22 protein-coding genes are annotated in these 20,507 nt (G+C 70.7%); 12 read left to right on the top strand and 10 right to left on the bottom strand.

Annotation, left to right across the window (positions count from 1 at the left end; translation table 11 throughout):
• Window positions 1-32: 32 nt before the first annotated feature.
• The 4 genes from ACR5MH_RS08775 to ACR5MH_RS08760 all read left to right on the top strand — a co-directional run bounded on the left by ACR5MH_RS08775 (window position 33) and on the right by ACR5MH_RS08760 (window position 2,929).
• A complete protein-coding gene (locus tag ACR5MH_RS08775; protein ID WP_431346885.1) occupies window positions 33-905 on the top strand; it encodes an ADP-dependent NAD(P)H-hydrate dehydratase in 873 nt (290 codons plus the stop codon).
• Window positions 906-973: 68 nt separating this feature from the next.
• A complete protein-coding gene (locus ACR5MH_RS08770; RefSeq protein ID WP_431346884.1) occupies window positions 974-2,326 on the top strand; it encodes a glycosyltransferase 87 family protein in 1,353 nt (450 codons plus the stop codon).
• A 66-nt stretch (window positions 2,327-2,392) separates the two neighbouring features.
• Window positions 2,393-2,719, top strand: a complete 327-nt coding sequence (locus ACR5MH_RS08765; protein ID WP_431346883.1) for a thiamine-binding protein — start codon at window positions 2,393-2,395, stop codon at window positions 2,717-2,719.
• Window positions 2,720-2,929, top strand: coding sequence for a hypothetical protein (locus ACR5MH_RS08760; RefSeq protein ID WP_431346882.1), 210 nt, complete (start codon window positions 2,720-2,722; stop codon window positions 2,927-2,929).
• 86 nt (window positions 2,930-3,015) lie between these two features.
• Here ACR5MH_RS08760 and ACR5MH_RS08755 read toward each other — a convergent pair whose 3' ends face one another.
• From ACR5MH_RS08755 to metX, 6 genes are all read right to left on the bottom strand, one after another.
• Window positions 3,016-4,296 (bottom strand): MFS transporter, encoded by a 1,281-nt coding sequence (locus ACR5MH_RS08755; protein WP_431346881.1) that lies wholly within the window; start codon window positions 4,294-4,296, stop codon window positions 3,016-3,018.
• A gap of 139 nt (window positions 4,297-4,435) precedes the next feature.
• The gene (locus ACR5MH_RS08750; protein ID WP_433862626.1) at window positions 4,436-5,059 is read right to left on the bottom strand and encodes a response regulator; all 624 of its coding nucleotides are present in this window, start codon (window positions 5,057-5,059) and stop codon (window positions 4,436-4,438) included.
• Between the two features lie 78 nt (window positions 5,060-5,137).
• Window positions 5,138-5,710, bottom strand: a complete 573-nt coding sequence (locus ACR5MH_RS08745; protein WP_431346880.1) for a hypothetical protein — start codon at window positions 5,708-5,710, stop codon at window positions 5,138-5,140.
• A complete protein-coding gene (locus ACR5MH_RS08740; RefSeq protein ID WP_431346879.1) occupies window positions 5,707-6,426 on the bottom strand; it encodes a hypothetical protein in 720 nt (239 codons plus the stop codon). Before ACR5MH_RS08740 ends, ACR5MH_RS08745 begins: the two co-directional genes overlap by 4 nt.
• Window positions 6,423-7,589, bottom strand: a complete 1,167-nt coding sequence (locus ACR5MH_RS08735) for a sensor histidine kinase (protein ID WP_431346878.1) — start codon at window positions 7,587-7,589, stop codon at window positions 6,423-6,425. Before ACR5MH_RS08735 ends, ACR5MH_RS08740 begins: the two co-directional genes overlap by 4 nt.
• Window positions 7,590-7,605: 16 nt before the next feature.
• Window positions 7,606-8,811: a homoserine O-acetyltransferase MetX gene (metX, locus tag ACR5MH_RS08730; protein ID WP_431346877.1), complete on the bottom strand. Its 1,206-nt coding sequence runs from the start codon at window positions 8,809-8,811 to the stop codon at window positions 7,606-7,608.
• 122 nt (window positions 8,812-8,933) lie between these two features.
• Here metX and ACR5MH_RS08725 point away from each other — a divergent pair, with 122 nt between their 5' ends.
• Window positions 8,934-9,416, top strand: coding sequence for an NfeD family protein (locus tag ACR5MH_RS08725; RefSeq protein ID WP_431346876.1), 483 nt, complete (start codon window positions 8,934-8,936; stop codon window positions 9,414-9,416).
• Between the two features lie 2 nt (window positions 9,417-9,418).
• On the top strand, window positions 9,419-10,894 hold the full coding sequence (locus tag ACR5MH_RS08720; RefSeq protein ID WP_431346875.1) for a flotillin family protein: 1,476 nt from the start codon (window positions 9,419-9,421) through the stop codon (window positions 10,892-10,894).
• Between the two features lie 7 nt (window positions 10,895-10,901).
• Here ACR5MH_RS08720 and ACR5MH_RS08715 read toward each other — a convergent pair whose 3' ends face one another.
• Together ACR5MH_RS08715 and ACR5MH_RS08710 are read right to left on the bottom strand one after the other, a co-directional pair.
• Complete coding sequence (locus tag ACR5MH_RS08715; RefSeq protein WP_431346874.1) at window positions 10,902-11,618, bottom strand: potassium channel family protein; 717 nt, start codon at window positions 11,616-11,618, stop codon at window positions 10,902-10,904.
• A gap of 14 nt (window positions 11,619-11,632) precedes the next feature.
• The gene (locus ACR5MH_RS08710; protein WP_433862503.1) at window positions 11,633-12,409 is read right to left on the bottom strand and encodes an SDR family oxidoreductase; all 777 of its coding nucleotides are present in this window, start codon (window positions 12,407-12,409) and stop codon (window positions 11,633-11,635) included.
• Window positions 12,410-12,540: 131 nt separating this feature from the next.
• On the opposite strand from ACR5MH_RS08710, the gene ACR5MH_RS08705 reads away from it, so the two are divergent.
• Entirely contained in the window at window positions 12,541-13,863 is a 1,323-nt protein-coding gene (locus ACR5MH_RS08705) for a bifunctional o-acetylhomoserine/o-acetylserine sulfhydrylase (RefSeq protein ID WP_431346873.1), read from the top strand.
• Between the two features lie 69 nt (window positions 13,864-13,932).
• Here the strand turns inward: ACR5MH_RS08705 and ACR5MH_RS08700 are convergent, their stop codons facing one another.
• Both ACR5MH_RS08700 and ACR5MH_RS08695 read right to left on the bottom strand, forming a co-directional pair.
• Window positions 13,933-14,724 carry a nucleotidyltransferase domain-containing protein gene (locus tag ACR5MH_RS08700; RefSeq protein WP_431346872.1) on the bottom strand — a complete coding sequence of 264 codons (792 nt, stop codon included), beginning with the start codon at window positions 14,722-14,724 and terminating at the stop codon, window positions 13,933-13,935.
• A gap of 23 nt (window positions 14,725-14,747) precedes the next feature.
• Window positions 14,748-16,208: an MFS transporter gene (locus ACR5MH_RS08695; RefSeq protein WP_431346871.1), complete on the bottom strand. Its 1,461-nt coding sequence runs from the start codon at window positions 16,206-16,208 to the stop codon at window positions 14,748-14,750.
• A gap of 42 nt (window positions 16,209-16,250) precedes the next feature.
• Here ACR5MH_RS08695 and ACR5MH_RS08690 point away from each other — a divergent pair, with 42 nt between their 5' ends.
• From ACR5MH_RS08690 to ACR5MH_RS08670, 5 genes are all read left to right on the top strand, one after another.
• Window positions 16,251-16,772 (top strand): phosphoribosyltransferase, encoded by a 522-nt coding sequence (locus ACR5MH_RS08690; protein ID WP_431346870.1) that lies wholly within the window; start codon window positions 16,251-16,253, stop codon window positions 16,770-16,772.
• Window positions 16,773-16,793: 21 nt separating this feature from the next.
• On the top strand, window positions 16,794-17,486 hold the full coding sequence (locus ACR5MH_RS08685) for a uracil-DNA glycosylase (RefSeq protein ID WP_431346869.1): 693 nt from the start codon (window positions 16,794-16,796) through the stop codon (window positions 17,484-17,486).
• Window positions 17,487-17,521: 35 nt separating this feature from the next.
• Window positions 17,522-18,100, top strand: coding sequence for an N-acetyltransferase family protein (locus ACR5MH_RS08680; RefSeq protein WP_431346868.1), 579 nt, complete (start codon window positions 17,522-17,524; stop codon window positions 18,098-18,100).
• A 321-nt stretch (window positions 18,101-18,421) separates the two neighbouring features.
• The gene (locus ACR5MH_RS08675; RefSeq protein ID WP_433862502.1) at window positions 18,422-19,930 is read left to right on the top strand and encodes a hypothetical protein; all 1,509 of its coding nucleotides are present in this window, start codon (window positions 18,422-18,424) and stop codon (window positions 19,928-19,930) included.
• A 27-nt stretch (window positions 19,931-19,957) separates the two neighbouring features.
• Window positions 19,958-20,506: a DUF2781 domain-containing protein gene (locus ACR5MH_RS08670; RefSeq protein ID WP_431346865.1), complete on the top strand. Its 549-nt coding sequence runs from the start codon at window positions 19,958-19,960 to the stop codon at window positions 20,504-20,506.
• Window position 20,507 lies beyond the last annotated feature (1 nt).

Raw genomic sequence — 20,507 nt, 5'->3', positions numbered from 1 at the left:
CTATCGTGGGCCCGGGAGGTTCGATGGAGGAGATGACGGTCCCGTCCGAGCTGGCGGTGGGGACGGCCTGGAGCGGCGAGTTCGCCCGCGGCTGGATCGCGGTGCCGACCGAATCGGACGACAAGTACTCGCGCGGGGTGCTGGGGATGGTCACCGGCTCCGCCCGCTATCCCGGCGCCGCCGTGCTCGGCGCCGAGGCGGCCGCCCGCACCGGCGTCGGGATGATCCGATACCTCGGCGCCGAGCGCGCCGCCCACGAGGTACTGCGGCGCCGGCCCGAGATCGTGTCGGCGCCCGGACGTGTGCAGGCCTGGCTCCTCGGCTCCGGAATGGACGCCGACGACCGCGACGACGACGACCTCCGCCGGCTGCGCGACGCGCTCGACGACGGGACCCCGCTGGTGATCGACGCCGGCGCGCTCGACCTGGTGATGCGAGCGCGTGGACCGGTCGTGATCACGCCGCACTACCGCGAGCTGTCGAAGGCGCTCGCCGCAGCGGCCGACGACGGCGGCCCGACGCCCGAGCCGGAGGAGATCCGCCGCGACCCGGGAGGCTGGGCCGAGCGCGCCGCCTCCGCCCTCGGCGCGACGGTGCTCCTGAAGGGCCACACCACGCACGTCGCCACCCCCGACGGCTCGCGCGTCACCGTGACGGCCGGGCCCGCGTGGCTCGCGACGGCCGGCAGCGGCGACGTGCTCGGCGGCGTCCTCGGCGCCCTCGTCGCGACGCACGCGGAGGCGATCCGGGAGCGAGGGCACGAGGCTCTCGCGGCTCTCGCTGCGACCGCCGCGTGGCTGCACGGCCGCGCAGGCGAGGCCGCATCGCAAGGCGGTCCGGTGGCCGCGCTCGACGTCGCGGAGGCCGTGCCGGTGGTGCTCAGGAGCCTGCTCGCACGAAGCTGAGCGACCTCGCACACTGGCGGCCCTTCCGGGGCGGTGCCCGAAGATGCGGGTCCCATAGGATGACGCCTATGGGGATTGACGCCGCGGGGATGGACGCCGCTCCGGTACCGCTTGCTGCGCCGCACGGGGGATCGGCGGCGACTCTGCGCCGGATCGCGGCCAGCCCGCTGAGCCTGTGGATCGGCTTCCTCGTCGTCCACCTCGTCATCGGCGGCCTCGCGCTCCTGCAGCACACCGGCCTCGGCGACGTGATGTGGGTCTACAAGCCCTGGGCGCAGCTCGCCGCGCAGGGCACCGAGATCGTGGGACTCAACGCGGACTGGGTGTACCCGTTCGGCGCGATCGTTCCGATCATGCTCCCGCTGCTGCTCGGAGAGGACAACTACGTCGGCGGCTGGCTGACCATGGTCATGCTGCTGAACGCGGCGGCCTTCGCCGTGCTCATCGTCGGACGCGAGCCTCGCCGACTCGTCGCCGCCTGGTGGTGGCTGGGCTTCCTGCTGCTCCTCGGTCCGATCGCCATCGGCCGCCTGGACGCCGTCTCCGCCGCGCTCGCCATCATCGGCCTCCTGTGGCTGACCTTCCACGAGCGTGCCGCCGTCGTCGTGCTCACGATCGCCACCTGGATCAAGGTGTGGCCGGCCGCGATCATCGTCGCCGCCGTCATCGCGATGAAGTCGCGCTGGCGGATCGTCGCCACGGGTGCCGTGACCAGTCTCATCATCGTCGCCGTGCCGCTGATCTTCGGCGGCGGGATGCACGTGCTGAGCTTCATCACGACGCAGACCGACCGCGGCATCCAGATCGAGGCGCCGGTCGCCACCTTCTGGATGTGGCAGGCCGCATTCCACGTCCCCGACGCCGTCGTGTACTACGACCGAGACCTGCTGACCTTCCAGGTGACGGGCCAGGGGACGGCGGAGGCCGGGTCGCTGATGAACCCGCTGCTCGCGATCACCGTGCTGGTCGTCGCGCTCATCGGCCTCCGCTCGCTGCGGCGCGGGACGCCGTACACCCGCATTCTGCCGGAGCTGTCGCTGGCGCTCGTCACGGCCTTCATCGCGTTCAACAAGGTCGGGTCGCCGCAGTACATCACCTGGCTCGCCGCCCCGGTCGTGATCGGGCTGGTGTACCAGGGCCGCGGGTTCAAGACGCCGGCGATCCTGGTGCTGATCACCGCGGGGCTGACCCAGGTCATCTACCCGTACCTGTACGACGGACTGCTGGTGCCGTTGCCCGCGATGGTCGCGGTGCTCACGGCGCGCAACCTGATGTACTTCGTGGTCCTCGGCTGGACCATCGGGGCGCTCTGGCGGAAGCGACACCGCGACGAGGCGGCGGGCGACCTGTTGCCGGCGCACGCGTGGCCGTTCCGCGCCGCGCCCGACGCGCACCCGGTGCCGGTGAGCGAAGCGCCGTGACGCCAGCCTTCTAGACTGGCTCGTACGCCGGACGTACCATCCCGGTGCACGACAGAAGGAGGGCTCATGCTGGTCGCATTCTCGGTTGCTCCGAGCGGAGCGGAAGGACCGGAGGGCTCGGTGCACGACGCTGTCGCTGCAGCCGTCCGGATCGTGCGCGAGTCGGGACTGCCGAACCGCACGAACTCGATGTTCACGGAGATCGAGGGCGAGTGGGATGAGGTCTTCGACGTGATCCGCCGCGCGACGGAGGCCGTCGCCGCGTACGGCCCGCGCGTCTCGCTGGTGCTGAAGGCCGACATCCGGCCCGGCCGCACCGGTGAGCTGGAGGGCAAGGTGGAGCGGCTGGAGGCCGCGCTGCGACGAAGCGAGGCGGCGACGGAGGGCGACTAGGTGGACCCGAACCCGCTCCTCACGATCGGCTACTTCGTGCTGCTCTACGGGTGGCCGATCTACCTGCCGGTGCTCGTGCTCGTCGCGGGCACCCTCACGGGCGCCGTGGTCGTCGCCTTCGTCGGCGCCGTCCGCTCGGGCTTCCGCCGGCCGGAGCGTGCCGACGAGGATGTCGACGTCGCCGAGTTCTTCGAGCCCGGCGCGCGCTGACCCTCACGCGCAGGCCGCCGAGGGGCACGTAGACGCCCCTCGGACGCGGTTTCAAGGGCATTGATGTGCCCTTCGGCGGTGTGGCGTCAGTCGATCGGGACGGGGTCGGGACGCTGGGCGTGGACCACGCCGGTGTCGACCCCGCGGCGCATGCGCGAGTGGTCGATGCCGAACGACACGAGCGCGAGGACGATGCCCGCCACGGCGAGGACAGCGCCGACGAGGATCGGCGACAGGTAGCCGAATCCGGCCGCGATGGTCAGGCCGCCGAGGAAGGCGCCGGAGGCGTTCGCGATGTTGAGCGCCGAGTGGTTCAGCGCCGCCGCGATCGACTGGCTGTCGTGGGCGACGTCCATCAGGCGGGTCTGGATCATCGGCGACAGCGCGGAGGCGGCCGCGGCGATCACGAAGACCGAGATCAGGAGGCCGGCGAGGAGCTGCGCGCTGAAGAACAGCGCCGCCAGGCCGGCAAGCATGATGGCGAAGAACGAGAGCATCCCGCGCTCCACGCTGCGGTCGGCCATCCGGCCGCCGAGGAGGTTGCCGACGGTCATCCCGACGCCGATCAGGATCAGGACCAGCGGGACCGCCGACGCGGGCAACCCGGTGACCGTCGTGACCATCGGCGCGACGTACGTGTAGACGGCGAAGAAGCCGCCGAACCCGATCGCGCCGATGAGCAGCGCCAGCCAGACCTGGAGGCGCGTGAACGCCTTCAGCTCGTTGCGCAGCGTGGCTCGCGGGTCGCCCGCCTGCCACGGCACGAGGAGCGCGACGGCGACGAAGGTGAGGGCGAAGATCGCGGCGACGACCAGGTAGGCGATGCGCCAGCCGTGCTGCTGCCCGATCCAGGTGATGAACGGGACGCCGACGACGTTCGCGATGGTGAGGCCGGAGAGCACGAACGCGACGCCCTGGCCGCGCTTGCCCGGTCCCATCAGCTTCGCGGCGACGAGGGAGGCGATGCCGAAGTAGGCGCCGTGCGGCAGCGCTGAGAGGAACCGCGCCACCAGCACGAGGGGGAAGGTCGGGGCCAGCGCCGACAGGATCGTGCCGACGGTGAAGGCGACGAGCAGCCAGAGAAGCAGCTTCTTGCGCGGCCAGCGCGCGGCGACCGCGGCGATGGTCGGCGCCCCGACGACGACGCCCAGCGCGTACGCCGAGATGATCCAGCCGGCCTGCGCGTTCGCGGCGGTGGGGGAGGCCGCGTACAGCCGGGGCAGAAGGTCGTGGGCGATGTTCGGCAGCAGGCCCATCGCGACGAATTCGGTCGAGCCGATGCCGAAGCCGCCGAGGGCGAGCGCGAGGAGCGCAAGACGAGTACGGGCCGACGACAACGTCGTCGGCCCGTCGATAACCGGGTTCACCGTGACAGTCTATCGAATCGTTTCGACTGTGACGTTTCAGTCGCGTTACCAGGCGCTGAACACGCCAGAGGGGTCGCAACATGCCGTTTCCTAACGGGCCAAACGGCGTGTTGCGGCCCCTCTGGGCGGGGGTTGAAGGTCAGTCGTTCTGCAGGAGGATGCCGTCTTGGATGGCGCGCTTACGCAGCGCGACCTTCGTACCGACGTCGTAGCCGGCCACGCGGTACTTCTCGCGGATGCGCTTGAGGTAGCTCTTGGCGGTCTCGTCCGAGATGCCGAGCTGGAAGGCCACGGCCTTCACCGGCTCGCCCGCGCCGTACAGCGCCATCACACGACGCTCCTGCGCGCTCAGCTTGGGCGCCCCGCCCAGCTCGCCCGCGTTGAGCGCGAGGTCCAGCTCGGCGGAGATGAAGGACTCTCCCTTGCTGGCGGCGCGGATGGCCTCCACGATCATCTCGGCGTCCTCGCTCTTCACGAGGTAGCCGAGGGCGCCGGCGGCCAGCGCCTCGCGCACGACGGCCGGCTCGGAGTACGTGCTCATCAGCACGGTGCGCACGCCCGTCGTCTTCAGCGTCGACAGCTTCAGCGAGATCGGGATGTTGTCCTTGAGGTCGAGGTCGAGCAGCACGACGTCCACCGGGAACTCGGGGTGCGTCAGCAGCTCGGGCCAGCTGGCGACGGCCGCTACCATGCGGATGTCGTCCGCCGCCCCGCGGATCCACTCGGTGAGTGCGCCGAGGAGCATCTTGTGATCGTCGACGATGGCGATCCTGATGGGGGAGTCTCGCTCATGAGCAGCCCTTTCTACCGGTGGACCGGTCTTCCTGGTTGGCCGGCTGGGTCAGGTCAGCTCGGCCGTCGTGTCGCTCACGGTGGTGATCTCGATGCGGAGAGCCGAATCGCTGAACGACTCGGCGTGACGTCCCACCTTACGGATAGCTTGCCACGCCGCGGGGTCTACCCCGTTTCGCGGCACACCGGTGGTCGTGATCACGATCCCCATTGTGGCACCGGTCGCCACGGCCGACCCGGCGGCGACCTGCGGCCCGGCGGCGCGCACGATGTCCAGGGTGAGACTGCGGGCCTGTCCGGCGCCGGAGCGCACCGGGTCGCTGATGATCAGCCACACCGCGGTGAGGAGGCCGTCGCGCTGGTCGCGGGTGAGGCCGGCCGCGAGACCGTCCGGGTCGGTGAGCGTCACCGTCGGGCCGAGCAGCGCGGACTCCGTGACGGCGTGGTACAGCCAGGTCTCCTTACGGCCCTGGATCAGGTGCAGGCGCAGCTCGGTGGCGATCGAGGCCGCCTGGTCCGCGGTCGTCTCGTCGAGCGGGAGGGCGGTGCGGCCGGTCGCGACGCCGTCGAGCAGCCGCTCGGCAGCCAGGTCGAGCCGGGCGAGCTCCTCCGAGGCCATCATCCCGACCGCGTAGCCGGGGAGGAGACCGTGCTCTGCACCTGCACGAGGTCCAGCTCCAGTTGGACCAGGGTGCTGAGCGAGCGGATGATCTCGACGCCGACGAGCGGAGGGGCGACCGCGATCGCCACGGTCGCGATGCCGGGCCCGAGCATCTGGATGTCGCCGAACGACCGCAGCAGCAGGACGACCGCGAGGGTCACCCCGAGCACCGCCGTCGCGGCCAGGATGTCGCGGGCCGGCCGCACCGGCACGCACAGCAGCAGGGCGGGCCCGACCGAAGCCGCCGCGGTGAGCGGGAGCCAGTGCGCAGGGGACGTCGTGCCGAGGATGTCGAGCACGACGACCGCCGCCCACAGCACGAGCGCGACGCCGAACAGCCAGTCCGGAAGCAGGTCGGGCAGGCGGAAGCGGAGGACGAGAGCGGTCACCAGGGTGGCGAACAGCACGGCCCACGCGGCGATGCTGAGCGGCAGGGCCGGATAGTACGGCGCGGTGATGACCATGATCGCGAACAGGAACGCGATCAGCGCGATGGAGGCGACGTTGAAGCCGAGATCGAGCCGGGCCCGCCCGAGGGCGTCGCGCTCCTGGCGGCCGCGCGGGAGCGACGCGGCTCCCAGCGTGGCGGTGCCGGACGTGCCGGGCTTCGACGCGCCGGGCACGCGGCCGCCCAGGATCCCGCGGGAGATCGGGATGGTGCGATCGTTCCTGGTCACTTCGGCACCTCCAGCACCACGGTGGTCCCGCTGCCCGGCGACGAGAACAGTCGGGCGTTGCCGCCGACATCGCGCAGCCGGGCGACGATCGACTCGGTGAAGCCCAGCCGGCCCTCCTCGATGCTCGCGACGTCGAAGCCCTTGCCCGCGTCGGTGACCATCGCGCGCACGGTGGTCTCGTCGTCGGTGATGGTCACGTGGGCCTCGTTGACGCCGGAGTGCCTGCGCACGTTCTCCAGGCACTCGCCGAGCGCCAGCAGGAACGAGTCGAGCACGTCGCTCGGAAGCAGAACCTGCCCCTGGCCGTGCCAGTTGACCTCCAGCCCCATCCGGCGGAAGCGCTGCTTGACCGACTCCAGCGTGTTGCCGAGGGTGGACTCCTCGACGGGCTTCAGCCGGTAGTCGCCGGAGCGCGTCGGGTCGGGGGTGAAGCCGAGCCGGAGCTGGCGGAGCAGCGCCGCGTCCTCAGCGGCCTGCTCGCGCAGCGCGCCGACGCCGACACCGACGCCGGAGTGGGCGAGCAGGGTGAGAGTGGCGAGCACCGTGTCGTGCAGCAGGCGCGCGCCCTGGCGGCGGCGCGCCTCCGTCTCGCTGGCCTGGCGCTCGACGCGGTAGGCGCGGCTCATGGTCGAGATGCGCTTGAGTGCGCGCGGCACGGTGCGGGACAGCCAGACGCCGGTCGCGGTCAGGGCGACCCAGCCCGCGGCGATGAAGATCAGGATCTCCAGCAGCCGTGACCCGGTGGCGAGCAGCGTGAGCACTGCCGCACCGATGGTCGCCGCTCCCGCCACGACGGCCAGCACCGTGCGCGTGCGGGACGTCGGCCCGATCACCGCCACGCTGGCGATGCCCACCGCGCCGACGACGCCGATGGTGGTGACCGCCGACGGACCGAGCGAGGTCTGGGGGAGCAGGTGCAGGAGCATGAGGCCGAGCCCGGCGACCACGGTCACGCACATCCAGACCGTGAGGCGGCCCAATGCGACGAACTGGAACTGGGCGACGCCCATGCAGGCCAGCAGGACGAGCGACGCGAAGTAGAGCGGAAGCGGTATCGTGCCGGGGACGCTCAGGGTGAGCAGCGTCGTCGCCGTGGCGGTGAGGCCGACGGTGCGGGCGGTGGTGGCGAGCAGCCGATCACGCTCCTTCTGGATGCGCGACATGCCCCTCCGTTCCCCTCTACGCCGCGAACAGCCTCCTGAGCTGCTCGCTGACGGCGTCGTCCTCGATCAGGAATCCGTCGTGACCGAAGTCGGAGCGGATCACCACCGGCAGCCTACCGTCGATCGTCTCAGGGAGGTGGGAGGCGATGAGCTCCTGACCCTCCAGGGGGAAGAGCCGGTCGCTGTCTATCCCGACCACGAGGGTGCGCGCCGTCACGCGTGAGAGCGCGGCCGCGAGTCCGCCGCGACCGCGGCCCACATCGTGCGAATTCATCGCCTCGACCAGGGTCAGGTAGCTGTTGGCGTCGAAACGGCGGGTGAACTTGTTGCCGTGGAAGTCGAGGTACGACTCGACCGCGAACCGGCCGCCGCCGCCGAGCGGGCTGATCCCGCTCTGCCAGGCGCGCTCGAACCGTTCGTTCAGCTCGGACGGGCTGCGGTAGTTCAGCAGGGCCATCCGCCGGGCGAGCGCCAGACCGCGGTGCGGCCCCTCGCCGTCCTTCTCGTCGTAGTAGTACCCGCCGTGGAACAGCGGGTCGGTGCGCACCGCCTCGATCTGCACCGAGTTGAGCGCGATCTGGTCGGCGGTGGAGAACGGGGGCGCGGCGATGACGGCGAGCCGCTCGACGCGTTCCGGGAACGTCACGGCCCACTCCAGCGCCTGCATGCCGCCCATCGAGCCGCCGACGACGGCGGCCCAGCGGTCCACGCCGATCGCATCGGAGAACGCGGCCTGCGCGTTCACCTGGTCGCGGATGGTCGTGAAGGGGAACCGCGGCCCCCACTCGGCGCCGTCCGGCGCGATCGAGGCCGGCCCGGTGGTGCCCTGGCAACCGCCCAGCATGTTCGGGACGACGACGAACCAGCGGTCGGTGTCGATCGCCTTGCCTGGACCGATGATGCCCTGCCACCAGCCGGCGGTGGGGTGCCCGGGCCCGTTGGCGCCGACGGCGTGGCTGTCGCCGGTGAGGGCGTGCAGCACGAGGACCGCGTTGTCGCGGGCCTCCGACAGCTCGCCCCAGGTCTCGTAGGCGACCCGCACGAACGGGAGGCTCTCGCCGCTCTCGAACGCGAACGCGCCGATCCCGGCGAACGAACGGCCGCCGGCGGGGTCGGACTCCTTCCAGGCCCCGCTCGCCGCGGGCTTGCCGAGCAGCGACCGCGCCTGAGCCTCCGTGATGAAGCTCGAGGGTGCCGTGTCCGCCGAGGTCTGCCACTCCATGTCGCCCATTCTCCCGGAGCCGAGGCGCGCACGGCGCAGTGTTACGGCTCCGGCGCGGTGGTGAGCCGTCGCGCTCTATGAGAAGATGCCAGATACGGAATGTTTCGACGGACGGAGGGTTCGTGCTCGTCTTCATCGTCATCGGCGTCGCCGGACTCGTCGTCCTGCTCGTCTCGATGCTCTTCGGCGAGCTCTTCGACCTCCTCGACGGCGCACTGTCCGGCACCGGCCTCGGCGCCGGGCTCACCCTGTTCGGCGCGTCGGGGGTGCTCGCCCTCGCCAACGGCTGGCCGGGCGGGGCCGCTTACCTGATCGCCGCGGTCGCCGGCATCCTCACGCTCGCCGGTGTGCAGCTCCTGGTCCGCCGCTTCGTGCGGAGCGAGGACGGCGCCCCGAGCGACCCGGCCGGCATGACCGGTGTCGCGCGCACGACGGTCACGAGGTCCGGGGGCGAGGTGAGCCTCGACGGTCCGTATGAGGTCGAGGCCAGGCTCGCCACCAGCGACGTCGACATCCCGGGCGGCACCCCGATCCGCGTCGTCGCGGCGAACGGTGCGCGCGTCCGCGTCGAACCACTCGACTCCTCCCTCCACCGAAAGGACTGATCGTGGACTCCTCCCTCCTCGGGATCATCGCGGGCGGTGCGATCCTCATCGCCGCGCTCGCCGTCTTCCTGTTCATCGCGGGCCGCATCCGGCGCGTCGCGCCCAACGAGGCCCTCGTCATCGTCGGCCGAGGCGCCGGCAGCCGCGCCGCCGCCGGCGAGCCGGACGGCGGCCAGCGCGTCGTGATCGGCGGCCGGGTGTTCATCTGGCCGATCCTGCAGCAGGGCTTCCCCATCTCGCTGGAGCAGCGGCAGATCGGGATCGTCGTGGAGGGCGTCGACGCCAACTTCATCAAGCTGGCGATCCAGGCCAGCGTCAACTTCAAGGTCTCCGGCACGCCGGAGGGCGTCCGCCGCGCCGCCCAGCGGTTCCTCTCCCAGCAGAACTCGCTGACGGAGATCATCCAGCAGTCCCTCGAGGGCTCGCTGCGCTCGATCATCGGCAACATGCCGGTCACCGAGATCATCTCGAATCGCAACGCGCTGTCCGAGGCGGTCGTCGAGGCGACGAAGGTGGACCTCGCCGAGCAGGGCCTCCAGGTCGACCTGCTCAACATCTCCGACATCTCCACGCCCGGCACGAACTACCTCGCCGACCTCGGGCGTGCGGAGGCGGCGCTCGCCAAGCAGAACGCCGAGATCAAGGAGGCCGAGACCGCCCGCGCCAGCGAGTTCGCGCGGATCGACGCGGCCGAGCAGATCGCCGAGCGGCAGAAGGCGCTCAGCCTCAAGCAGGCGTCGATCAAGGCCGAGACGGACCGCGCGAACGCCGAAGCGGACGCCGCCGGCCAGCTCGCGACCGCGGAACAGGATCGCATCGTCGCGGCGCAGGAGCGCGACGCCCTCGCGGAGAAGGCCAAAGTCGAGCAGGAGCGCCTCGATATCGAGGTGCGCAAGCCCGCGGAGGCGGACGCCTACGCGACCGTTCAGCGCGCCCAGGCCGAGCGCGACGCCGCGAACGCCGCGACCGAGGCGGACGCGTTCAAGCGCAGCACCATCGCCGAGGCGAACAAGGTCGCCGCCGTGCAGGACGCCCAGGCCGCGGCGGAGGCCGTCCGACTCGCCGGCGACGCCGAACGCGACCGGCAGATCGCCCTCGCCGACGGTGTGCGCGCCGACGGGGAGGCCCGTGCGGCCGCGATCGAGGCGGAGGGCCTGGCCGAGGCGCGGGCGACAGACGCCAAGGCCGAGGCGCTGCGCAAGTTCGGCGAGGCGGGCCTCGCCTCCGAGATCATCCAGCGCCTCCCGGAGATCACGCGTGCCGTCGCGGAGCCGCTCGGCAACATCGACTCGCTGACCGTGATCAGCACGGAGGGCGCCTCCGCGGTGACGAAGACCATCGGGCAGGTGGCGAGCGAAGTGCCCAAGGTCGTCAAGGATCTGACCGGACTCGACCTCGGCGCCGTGCTCGGGTCGCTCACCGGCAGCGCGCTGGCCGGCGCGGCCGGTCCGGCCGGCCCGGCCCCCGCCGAGCGCTGAGGGCCCCTCAGGCGCGCTCGTCGTCGTGCGGGTCGGGGTCCTCGACGGGCCTCGGCCCGTCCGTCGTCCCGTGCTCGCGCGCGCGGCGCTCCCTGGCCTGCTGGGTCTGCTCGTTCAGGTAGTTGACGATGGTGGCGCTCGCGGTGCCGACGATCGCGATGCCGCCGATCATCAGCACGATGGCGAGCAGGCGTCCGGTCACGGTGACCGGGTAGTAGTCGCCGTAGCCGACGGTCGCCATCGTCACGCACGCCCACCAGAGCGAGTCGCCGAACGAGCGGATGTTCGATCCCGGTGCGTAGCGCTCGACCTGGTAGACCGCGAGCGAGATCGTGTAGATGAACATCAGCACGAACGTGCCCGCGACGATCACGATGCGCCGGCGCAGGTGGCTCCCGCTGCCGCCACGGAGGCTCGGGATGCGGAACAGGTCCCCGATCAGCCGGAACGGCCGCGCGACAGGGATCAGCACCGACAACAGGTCGATCACGTTGCGCCGGACGAACAGGCGTTTGTCCTCCGCGAGGACGAGCCGGACGACGTAATCGACCAGGAAGGCCACCCAGATCAGCGCGAGCAGCGCGATGAGGGTCCCGTAGAGCAGCCGCCCCATGCCCGGCTGGAGCACGGTCCACGAGTAGGCGACGAGGAAGGCGACGCTCGCGACGACGCCCGGCCACACCGTGGCCGCCTCCCAGCGCCTGCGCTTCGCGTCGTCCGCCATCGACAGTCCGCCCGTCAGTCCTTGACCGTCAGCTCGCCCTTGGCGAAGCGGTACGAGGCCGCCTGCGCCACCGGCTTGACCACGATCAGGTCGAGGTCCACGTGCCGCGGCAACTCGAGCGCGTGCACGATCGTCTCGGCCACGTCCTCGGCGGTCAGCGGCTCCGGCACGTCCTCGTAGACGGCGTCGCGCTTCTCGCGGTCGCCGCCGAAACGGACCAGCGAGAACTCCTCGGTCGCGACCATGCCGGGGGCGACCTCCACCACCCGGATGGGCTCGCCGTTCAGCTCCAGGCGCAACACCTCGGTGAGAGCGTGCTCGGCGAACTTCGCCGCGTTGTACCCGCCGCCGCCGACGTAGGCGTTGAGACCGGCGATGGAGGTCAGGTTGAGGATGTCGGCGTGGCCGGTGTCCCGGGCGCCGTCGCGCAGCAGCGGCAGCAGCGCGCTGATCACCCGCTTGGTGCCGATGACGTTGATCTCGTACATCCAGACCCAGTCGTCGACGCTGGAAGCCTCCACGGAGTCGAGCCCCCTGGCGCCCCCGGCGTTGTTGACGAGTGCGTGGATCGGGCCGGTCGAGGCGAGGTGGTCGCGCAGCGCGTCCACGTCCTCTTGGCTGGTCAGGTCGGCGGCGAAGACCTCGGCGCCGGTCTCGGCCGCGAGCTCGTCCAGGCGCTCCTGGCGGCGGGCGACGCCCACGACCGCCCAGCCCCGCTGCCGGAACAGGCGGACCGTCGCCGCCCCGATCCCCGAACTCGCTCCCGTCACGACCACACGTCTGCTGCTCATGCTGCCTATTCTCACGGGTTACGGCATGTTTCGGGCACGTTGCCCACGCGCGGCCGCGAGTCTAGCGTGTGAGCGACCACCCAACGGTGCCATCCACCCGCAGGCCATCACCCGAACAAGGAGCTCAAGCCATGACCGACGCCGCCGACTGGCAGTTCGAGACCAAGCAGATCCACAGCGGCGCCGCGCCGGACCCCGTGACCAACGCACGCGCGACCCCGATCTACCAGACGACCTCCTACGTCTTCAACAACGCCCAGCACGCCAAGAACCTGTTCGCGCTCGCCGAGTTCGGCAACATCTACACCCGCATCCAGAACCCGACCCAGGCGGTCGTCGAGGAGCGCGTCGCCGCGCTCGAAGGGGGCACCGGCGCCCTTCTCGTCGCCTCGGGCCAGGCTGCGGAGACCTTCGCGGTGCTGAACATCGCGCAGGCCGGCGACCACATCGTGTCCTCCAGCTCGATCTACGGCGGCACCTACAACCTGTTCAAGTACACGCTCGCGAAGCTCGGCATCGAGACCACGTTCGTGGAGAACCAGGACGACGCCGAGGAGTGGCGCCGCGCGGTCCGGCCGAACACCAAGCTGTTCTTCGCGGAGACCATCGGCAACCCGAAGATCAACATCCTCGACATCGCGCTCGTCGCCGACGTGGCGCACGAGTCCGGCGTCCCGCTGATCGTGGACAACACCATCGCGACCCCGTACCTGATCCGCCCGTTCGAGCACGGCGCCGACATCATCGTGCACTCGGCCACCAAGTTCCTCGGCGGCCACGGCACCGTCATCGGCGGCGTCATCGTGGACGGCGGGAAGTTCGAGTGGTCGAAGAACGCCGACAAGTTCCCTGGCCTGACCCAGCCGGACCCGTCGTACCACGGCGCCGTCTACACGGCAGCGGTCGGCGACGGCCTCGCCTACATCATCAAGGCCCGCGTCCAGCTCCTCCGCGACCTCGGCGCGGCGATCGCGCCGGCCAGCGCCTGGCAGCTCATCCAGGGCATCGAGACCCTCTCGCTGCGCGTCGAGCGGCACACCCAGAATGCGCAGGAGATCGCGGAGTTCCTGGAGGCCCACTCGGACGTGGCGACGGTCAACTACTCCGGCCTGCCCACCAGCCCGTGGTACGCCGCCGCGAACCGGTACGCCCCGAAGGGCGTCGGCGCTGTGCTCTCGTTCGAGCTCAAGGGCGGCGTGGACGCCGGCGCCGCCCTGGTGGACAACCTGTCGTTGTTCAGCCACCTCGCCAACATCGGCGACGTGCGCAGCCTGGTCATCCACCCGGCCTCGACCACGCACTCCCAGCTCACCCCGGAGCAGCAGCTCACCGCCGGCGTCACGCCCGGCCTGGTGCGCCTCTCGGTCGGCCTGGAGAACATCGACGACCTGAAGGCCGACCTGACGGCCGGTCTCGCCGCGGCGCGCGCCGTCGTGGAGGCCGCGCGGGTCTGACCCGTTCCGCACGCAGAACCGCCGCGATCCGCACTGGTCGCGGCGCTTCTGCGCGTTCGGGCCGACGCCTCAGCCCCGCGCCACCTCCACGCACTTCCGCAGCAGCGCGATGGCCTCCCGTGCGTCGGCCGTGACGAAGGTCTGGCGCTCGCCCGCGCGGTCGCGCACGGCGCGGTCGAGCAGCTCGGCGTGCTCCGGCCAGCGGGCCGCGGCCGCCCGGGCCGCGGCGGTCTTGGAGACGATGCGGCCGGACTCCATCGTCTCCACCAGGCGGATCGGGCTGAGGGCGAGCCAGCGGACGGTCTCCGGGCGCACCGGGTCGCCGGGCTCGCGGTCGGCGAGTTCGGCCTCCGCGCTGTCGCCGACCGGCGCCCAGAAGTCGACGAGGTCGGTGCGGGCGCGCGTCCCCACGTGCGTCGCGGTGTCCGGGTGCCGGTCCGCGGTCGGCGTCCAGATCACATCGCCGCCGTCCACCACGCCCTGCACGCCGTCCTCCAGCTCCAGCCAGGTCGCCCAGCTCAGGCTGCCGCCGGCGAGGGCACTCAGCAGCACGCCCTCCACCACCTGCGGTGCGGTCTCCACCAGGTCGGGGCCGCGCGCGATCTCCGACTCGGTGAGGTAGACGCCGTCGATGTGCGGCGACGACTCCGCGTGGAGGGGCGCGAGTGCCGGGAGGTCGTCCACCGGGTCTCGCGTGACGACGAACACCACGTCGATGTCGCTGACGCCGTCGTGCCAGTCGCCGGTCGCGGCGGATCCGGTGACGACCGCGCGGCTGACCAGGCCGGGCGCGCGGCGCCGTTGCTCGAGAAGGAACCGGGTGAGTGCCTCGCCGACCTGCGGCGGTAGTTGAGCGTCCATGATTCCCCCTTGATCGAGTCCTGTCAGACGATCGTCGCCCCTGCGTCCGAGAAGGCCAGGCGCGGCACGAAGAACAGCAGCACAGCGGCCACCAGGGCGCCGAGTCCGCAGATGGTCCAGACCAGCATGTAGCCGAACAGGCTCGCGGCCGTGGCGGTGACGGTCGCGGCGCCGGTGAGCAGCACGACGCCGAAGACGGCGGAGGCGAACGAGCCGCCGATCGTCTTGGTCGTGTTCGTCATGGCCGTGGCGACTCCGGTCTGTCCGCGCGGGGCGGCGGCGGCCGCGGCGGCGGGGAGCGCCCCGACCAGCGCGCCGGAGCCGAGGCCCGCGATGGCCATGTTGGTGAACACCTGCCACGTCTCCTGGTGGAACGGCAGGAACAGCAGGTACCCGACGGCCACCAGGAACGACGCGCCGATGAGAGTCACGCGCGGGTTCAGCCACGACGACACCACGGGGAACAGCACCGCGCCGGCGATCATCGAGATCAGGTAGGCGCCGATCAGGATGCTGCGCTGGCCCGCGCTGAGGCCCAGGCCGTACCCATTGACCGGGTCGGTGCCCGCGAACGTGCTGAGCGGGGCCTGCGCGCCGAGGAGGCTGATCCCGATGAGCCCGGCGGTGAGCTGAACCGGCCACATGTTCGGCTGCCGCAGCACCCGCAGGTCGATCGCCGGGTCCTGCTGCTTCAGCTCCCAGCGGCCGAACGGGATGAACGCGAGCACGCCCAGGACGATGAGCGCCCAGACCCACCAGGTGCCGACGCCGTCGATCCGCAGGAACGTCAGACCGGAGGTGATGAGGAGGAGCGCGAGCGTCAGGAGGGTGAACCCGACGCCGTCCAGCGTCCGGCCGCGCACCGGCTCCGACTCCGGGACGCCGAACAGGATGGCGAAGAAGACGAGCGTGACGGCCGCCGCCGGGACCATGAGGGTGGTCGTCACGTTCTGGCCGAGGGCCTCGAAGAGCAGCCCGGCGCCGATCGCGCCGACGATGGCGCCGGACTCCAAGGCCACCACCAGCAGCCCGGCGGCTCGGCGGGTGCGCGACGCCGCGGTGTTCGTGCGGCGGCCGCGGTCGAAGATCAGCGCGATCTCCAGCGGCAGCCAGACCACGTAGAAGCCCTGCAGCGCGAACGCGATCAGGTAGGTCGTGAAGTCGTGAGAGAAGGCGAGCGCCCAGCTCGACAGCGCGGTGAGGACGGTCGCGACCAGCAGGATCCGCTTGTGCCCGAACATGTCGCCCAGCTTCGCGAGCACCGGGACGACGAGCGCGGAGAGCAGGAGCTGCGCGGCCTCGAACCAGTTGTAGTCCGCGTCGTGGATGCCCAGGTGCTTGACGATGTCGGAGATCAGCGGCACGTAGTATCCCTGCAGGATCCCGCTGGTCAGCTCGACCAGCGCGAGCCAGCCGATGAGGGCGGCGGTCGCGCCGATCGCGGTGGACGCCCGACGCTGGGCGACCGTCTTCTCCGAGGTCATGCGCGGATGCTAACACCTGCCACGCCCTTGTACGGTAGATGCGTGGCCAGCGAACTCGACGATTCAGGTGCAGACGTTCTCGAAGAGACGGAACGGGAGGTCCTGGGCTGGCTCGAGTTCGGCGATGCGGCCCGTCACCTGGCCGGCGAGGTGGTCGAATCCGGCTTCGAGCCCGACATGGTCGTGGCCATCGCCCGGGGCGGCCTCCTGCTCGCCGGCGCCATCTCCTACGCCCTCGGCATCAAGGCCTGCGGCGCCCTGAACGTCGAGTTCTACACCGGTGTCGACACCCGTCTTCCCGAGCCGGTGGTGCTGCCGCCGATGCTCGACTCCGCGGCCCTGGAGGCCAAGCGCGTGCTGCTCGTGGACGACGTCTCCGACTCCGGCCGCACCCTCGCGATGGTCGTCGACCTGATCGCGGCCTCCGGCGCCGACGTGCGCACCGTGTGCCTGTACTCCAAGCCGCGAACGGTGCTGGAGCCGGACTTCGTCTGGCGCCGCACCGACCGGTGGATCACGTTCCCGTGGTCGGCGCTGCCGCCGGTCACGGCCTCCACGCACTGAGCGGATGGCGCGGAAACTCTGATGGCGAAGGCCCTGTCCGAGCTCGCCGCCGAGGGGTCGATGGACCCGGGCTGGGCGCAGGCTCTCGCGCCCGTCGCCGACCGCATCGCCGGGATGGGCGACTTCCTGCGCGCGGAGGTCGCGGCCGGGAGGCCGTACCTGCCGTCCGGGGACAATGTGCTGCGCGCGTTCCGGGCGCCGTACGCCGACGTTCGCGTGCTCATCGTCGGGCAGGATCCGTACCCGACGCCCGGCCACCCGATCGGTCTGTCGTTCGCTGTCGAGCGTCACGTGCGCCCGATCCCGCGCAGCCTCCAGAACATCTACCGAGAGCTCCGCGACGACCTCGGCGTCGTCCCGCCTCCGCACGGCGACCTGAGCGCCTGGGCGGGGCACGGCGTGATGCTGCTCAACAGGGTGCTGACTGTGCGTCCTGGCGCGCCGGCGTCCCACCGAGGCAAAGGCTGGGAGGCGGTGACCGAGCACGCGATCCGCGCGCTGGTGGAGCGCGGTCGCCCGTTCGTGAGCATCCTCTGGGGTCGCGATGCCGCCACACTCAAGCCGCTGCTCGGCGGCAACCCGGTCATCGAGTCCCCGCACCCGAGCCCGCTGTCCGCCTCCCGCGGGTTCTTCGGGTCGCGGCCGTTCTCCCGGGCGAACGCCCTGCTCAAGCAGGCGGGTCAGGAGCCGGTGGACTGGTCGCTGGAGCCGTAACCCCGACGAAACGCGCGACGACGTACCCTGGAACGGTGCTGGAAGAGGAATACGAGACGCGCCGGGTGCTGCCGCGACACCTCCGCAAGCCGGAGCCCGCGGAGTCGCCGTTCGACTACCGCATCCGCGAGGCGCGGGCGGAGGACCTGCCCGACGTGCGCGAGATCTACAACCACTACGTCGCCAACAGCACCGTCACGTTCGACGAGGACGCCATGACGCTGAAGGAGTGGAAGAGCAAGTTCGCCTACCTTCGCAAGCTCGGGATGCCGTTCATCGTCGCCGAGTCGCCGACGGGCCAGATCCTCGGCTACGCGCTGGTGTCGCCGTGGAAGCAGAAGCGCGCGTACCGCTTCACGGTCGAGAACTCCATCTACCTCGGCGCGGCCTCCACAGGCAAAGGCCTCGGCCCGGTCCTCATGCAGGAGCTCATCGACCGCTCCAAAGCCGCGGGCCTGAAGGAGATGATCGCGGTCATCGCCGACAAGGGCGCCGAGGCCTCGATCAAGATGCACGAGAACTTCGGCTTCACGGAGATCGGCCGGATGGGGCGCGTCGGCTACAAGTTCGAGCGCTGGCTGGGCACGGTGCTGATGCAGAAATCGCTCAAGTAGGGCGAACGGCAGCCTCGTGCGGAGACGGTGGGAGTGAACGACTGATCGAAGTACGCGAGGCAGTCGATCTCGAGGATCGGGTCGTGGGTGACTGCCTGGGTGATGGCGATCGCTGCCGCGGCTCGTGCCCGCGACTCAGGTGGACCGCCTACGGTCGTCGACGCGAGCACGGCCGGGCCGTCTTCTCGGGTGGTCTGCGGTGCGTCGCTGAGTTTCAGCGGGAGTGTCGCGGTCGCATGCGCCGGACGGGAGAGTACGGCCCCGTGGCATTAATGACGTTTAGCATTAAACGTCTTGCCTGGGCCACCGAGAATGTAGAATATGCACACCAAGTCATCGACTCCGATTCCGCGTGACGTGCTCCGTTTCCGCCGGCAGTTCCTGGTCACACCGCGCTCCGCCGATCTGCCCGGCTGGAGCCATCGCACCGCCGGCACTCATAACGTCTACGCTCACCCCCATCTCCCCGTCACCGTGACGGAGGACGCAGGCCTCACTCTCGTCCTGCTCGGTTTCGCCATCGACCCTGACCATCCGGATTACGACGACGCATCCGTAGTGGCGGGTCTCGCCGAGGACTGGCGTCGAGGGACCGAGTTGGACGCGCTCGATCGGCTGTCCGGGCGCTTCGCGCTGTTCGCCTTCTCGGGAGGCGACATCGTCGTCCACAACGACGCGACAGGGACCCGCACGGTCGAGTACCTGTGGACGGGTGACGAATTCCACGCCGCGTCGCAATCGTTCCTGCTCGCCGAGATCGTGCCGCTCGACGGCGGCGATCGTGCCGATCGGTTCCGCGACTCGTCGTATGCGCGCTCGGATCGCGAGGCGTTCCTGCCCGGCGACACTACGCTGTTCGCCGGCGTCGAGCGCCTGCTTCCGAACCACAGGCTCGACGTGGGCGCCAGGAGGCAGGAGCGTGTCTGGCCGCGAGGCCCGCTGCCGTCGCGGAGGAGGCGGGAGGCCGCAGTGGAGGCCGCGGTTCAGCTGTCGGCCTCGGTGGAGGCCGCGATCCTGCGCTACCCGGTCAGCCTGCCGCTCACTGCCGGCTACGACTCCCGGACTGTTCTCGCAGTGACGCCCCACCACCTCCGACGCGGTCTCCACGTCTACACGCTGCTGTACCGTCACCTGACCGCGCGCTCGGCGGACGCGAGCATCCCTGCCCGTCTCGCCCGGCGCCTCGGGCTTCCGCACCACCTGATCGACTGCCGGGGGACCCCGGACGACGGCTGGCGCGAGGCCTACACCGCCAACACGCCCCTCGCCCACTACGACGACTGGGGGATCATCGCCAAGGGCATCCTGGACGGGCACCCTTCCGGCGCGGTCGCCCTCAAGGGCAACGCCAGCGAGATCGCGCGTAACTACTACTGGAAGGGCAGTGAACGACCGCCCACTGCGACCTCTGCGGACATCCTCGCCTTGCAGCCCGGCTGGTCGGAGATCCCGTTCGTCGCGGCGGCGGTCGAGCGCTGGTTCGCCGAAACCGCGCCCGTCGCGGAGCGAACGGGCGTCGGCTTGGACGTGCTGTTCTACTGGGAGCACCGCTGCGGGTCCTGGCAGGCGCAGAGCCAGCTCGAATGGGACATCGCCCAGGAGGTGTTCACCCCGTTCGGCAACCGCCGCGTGCTGGAGCTGCTCCTCGGCGTGCCGGCCCACGAGATCGGCGAGGAGGGCACCGCGCTCCTCCGTGAGATCATGTCTGTCGCCGACCCGTCGGTGCTTGGTGTGCCGTTCAACCCTCGTACCCTCCGCTACCGCGTACTCGACAGGTTTCAGCGCGGCCGCAACCGGCTGAGACGGGAGGCGCGTCGCCTCCTGCGCTAGCCGGCGCTGCGGCGCTAGGCTCGCCGCGTGACCACCGCCACCCCGCACCCCGGCGAGGTCGCCTCCGCCGCCACGGAGACGCCCGCGAACCTCCCGCTCCGCAAGCGTCCGTTCGACATCTTCTTCGTCGTCATGTTCTCGCTGTTCAGCCTGACCTGCGTCATCAGCGACGCCATCCCCACGCTCGGGATCCCGCAGACGGCGACGACGACGAACATCCTCGCGCAGTGGAATTACACCTACTCGTCACAGTACGACCCGCTGTACCAGCATGAGGCGCTGTGGCTGCGGTTCATCACCGGGACGAGCGCGTTCGTGTACCTGCCGTTCTACATCCTGCTGATCGTGTGCCTGGTCAAGGGCTTCAACTGGATCCAGCTGTACTGCGTGATCTACGCCACCATGATCATCAGCCTGACGGCCATCCCGATCTTCGGCGTCGAGTTCTTCGGGCCGGTGGGAGAGCGCACGCCGAATCCGGTCGTCTTCCTGCTCTACAACGGGCCCTATGTGCTGGTGCCGTTGCTTCTGCTCATCCGGATGCGCAAGCCCATGCCGTTCACCAGGAGGTTCTGAG

This window comes from Streptomyces sp. L7, assembly GCF_050990935.1.
In the GTDB taxonomy this organism is placed as follows: domain Bacteria; phylum Actinomycetota; class Actinomycetes; order Actinomycetales; family Microbacteriaceae; genus Leifsonia.
The sequence above is the reverse complement of the archived record's forward strand: the minus strand, read 5'-3'. Positions and strand labels throughout refer to the sequence as shown.

Coding starts and splice junctions, on each gene's coding strand:
- ACR5MH_RS08775 (WP_431346885.1), top strand. CDS start 33: ATGACGGTCCCGTCCGAGCTGGCGGTGGGGACGGCCTGGAGCGGCGAG.
- ACR5MH_RS08770 (WP_431346884.1), top strand. CDS start 974: ATGGGGATTGACGCCGCGGGGATGGACGCCGCTCCGGTACCGCTTGCT.
- ACR5MH_RS08765 (WP_431346883.1), top strand. CDS start 2,393: ATGCTGGTCGCATTCTCGGTTGCTCCGAGCGGAGCGGAAGGACCGGAG.
- ACR5MH_RS08745 (WP_431346880.1), bottom strand. CDS start 5,710: ATGATGGCCTCGGAGGAGCTCGCCCGGCTCGACCTGGCTGCCGAGCGG.
- ACR5MH_RS08735 (WP_431346878.1), bottom strand. CDS start 7,589: ATGTCGCGCATCCAGAAGGAGCGTGATCGGCTGCTCGCCACCACCGCC.
- metX (WP_431346877.1), bottom strand. CDS start 8,811: ATGGAGTGGCAGACCTCGGCGGACACGGCACCCTCGAGCTTCATCACG.
- ACR5MH_RS08715 (WP_431346874.1), bottom strand. CDS start 11,618: ATGGCGGACGACGCGAAGCGCAGGCGCTGGGAGGCGGCCACGGTGTGG.
- ACR5MH_RS08710 (WP_433862503.1), bottom strand. CDS start 12,409: ATGAGCAGCAGACGTGTGGTCGTGACGGGAGCGAGTTCGGGGATCGGG.
- ACR5MH_RS08705 (WP_431346873.1), top strand. CDS start 12,541: ATGACCGACGCCGCCGACTGGCAGTTCGAGACCAAGCAGATCCACAGC.
- ACR5MH_RS08700 (WP_431346872.1), bottom strand. CDS start 14,724: ATGGACGCTCAACTACCGCCGCAGGTCGGCGAGGCACTCACCCGGTTC.
- ACR5MH_RS08695 (WP_431346871.1), bottom strand. CDS start 16,208: ATGACCTCGGAGAAGACGGTCGCCCAGCGTCGGGCGTCCACCGCGATC.
- ACR5MH_RS08685 (WP_431346869.1), top strand. CDS start 16,794: ATGGCGAAGGCCCTGTCCGAGCTCGCCGCCGAGGGGTCGATGGACCCG.
- ACR5MH_RS08675 (WP_433862502.1), top strand. CDS start 18,422: ATGCACACCAAGTCATCGACTCCGATTCCGCGTGACGTGCTCCGTTTC.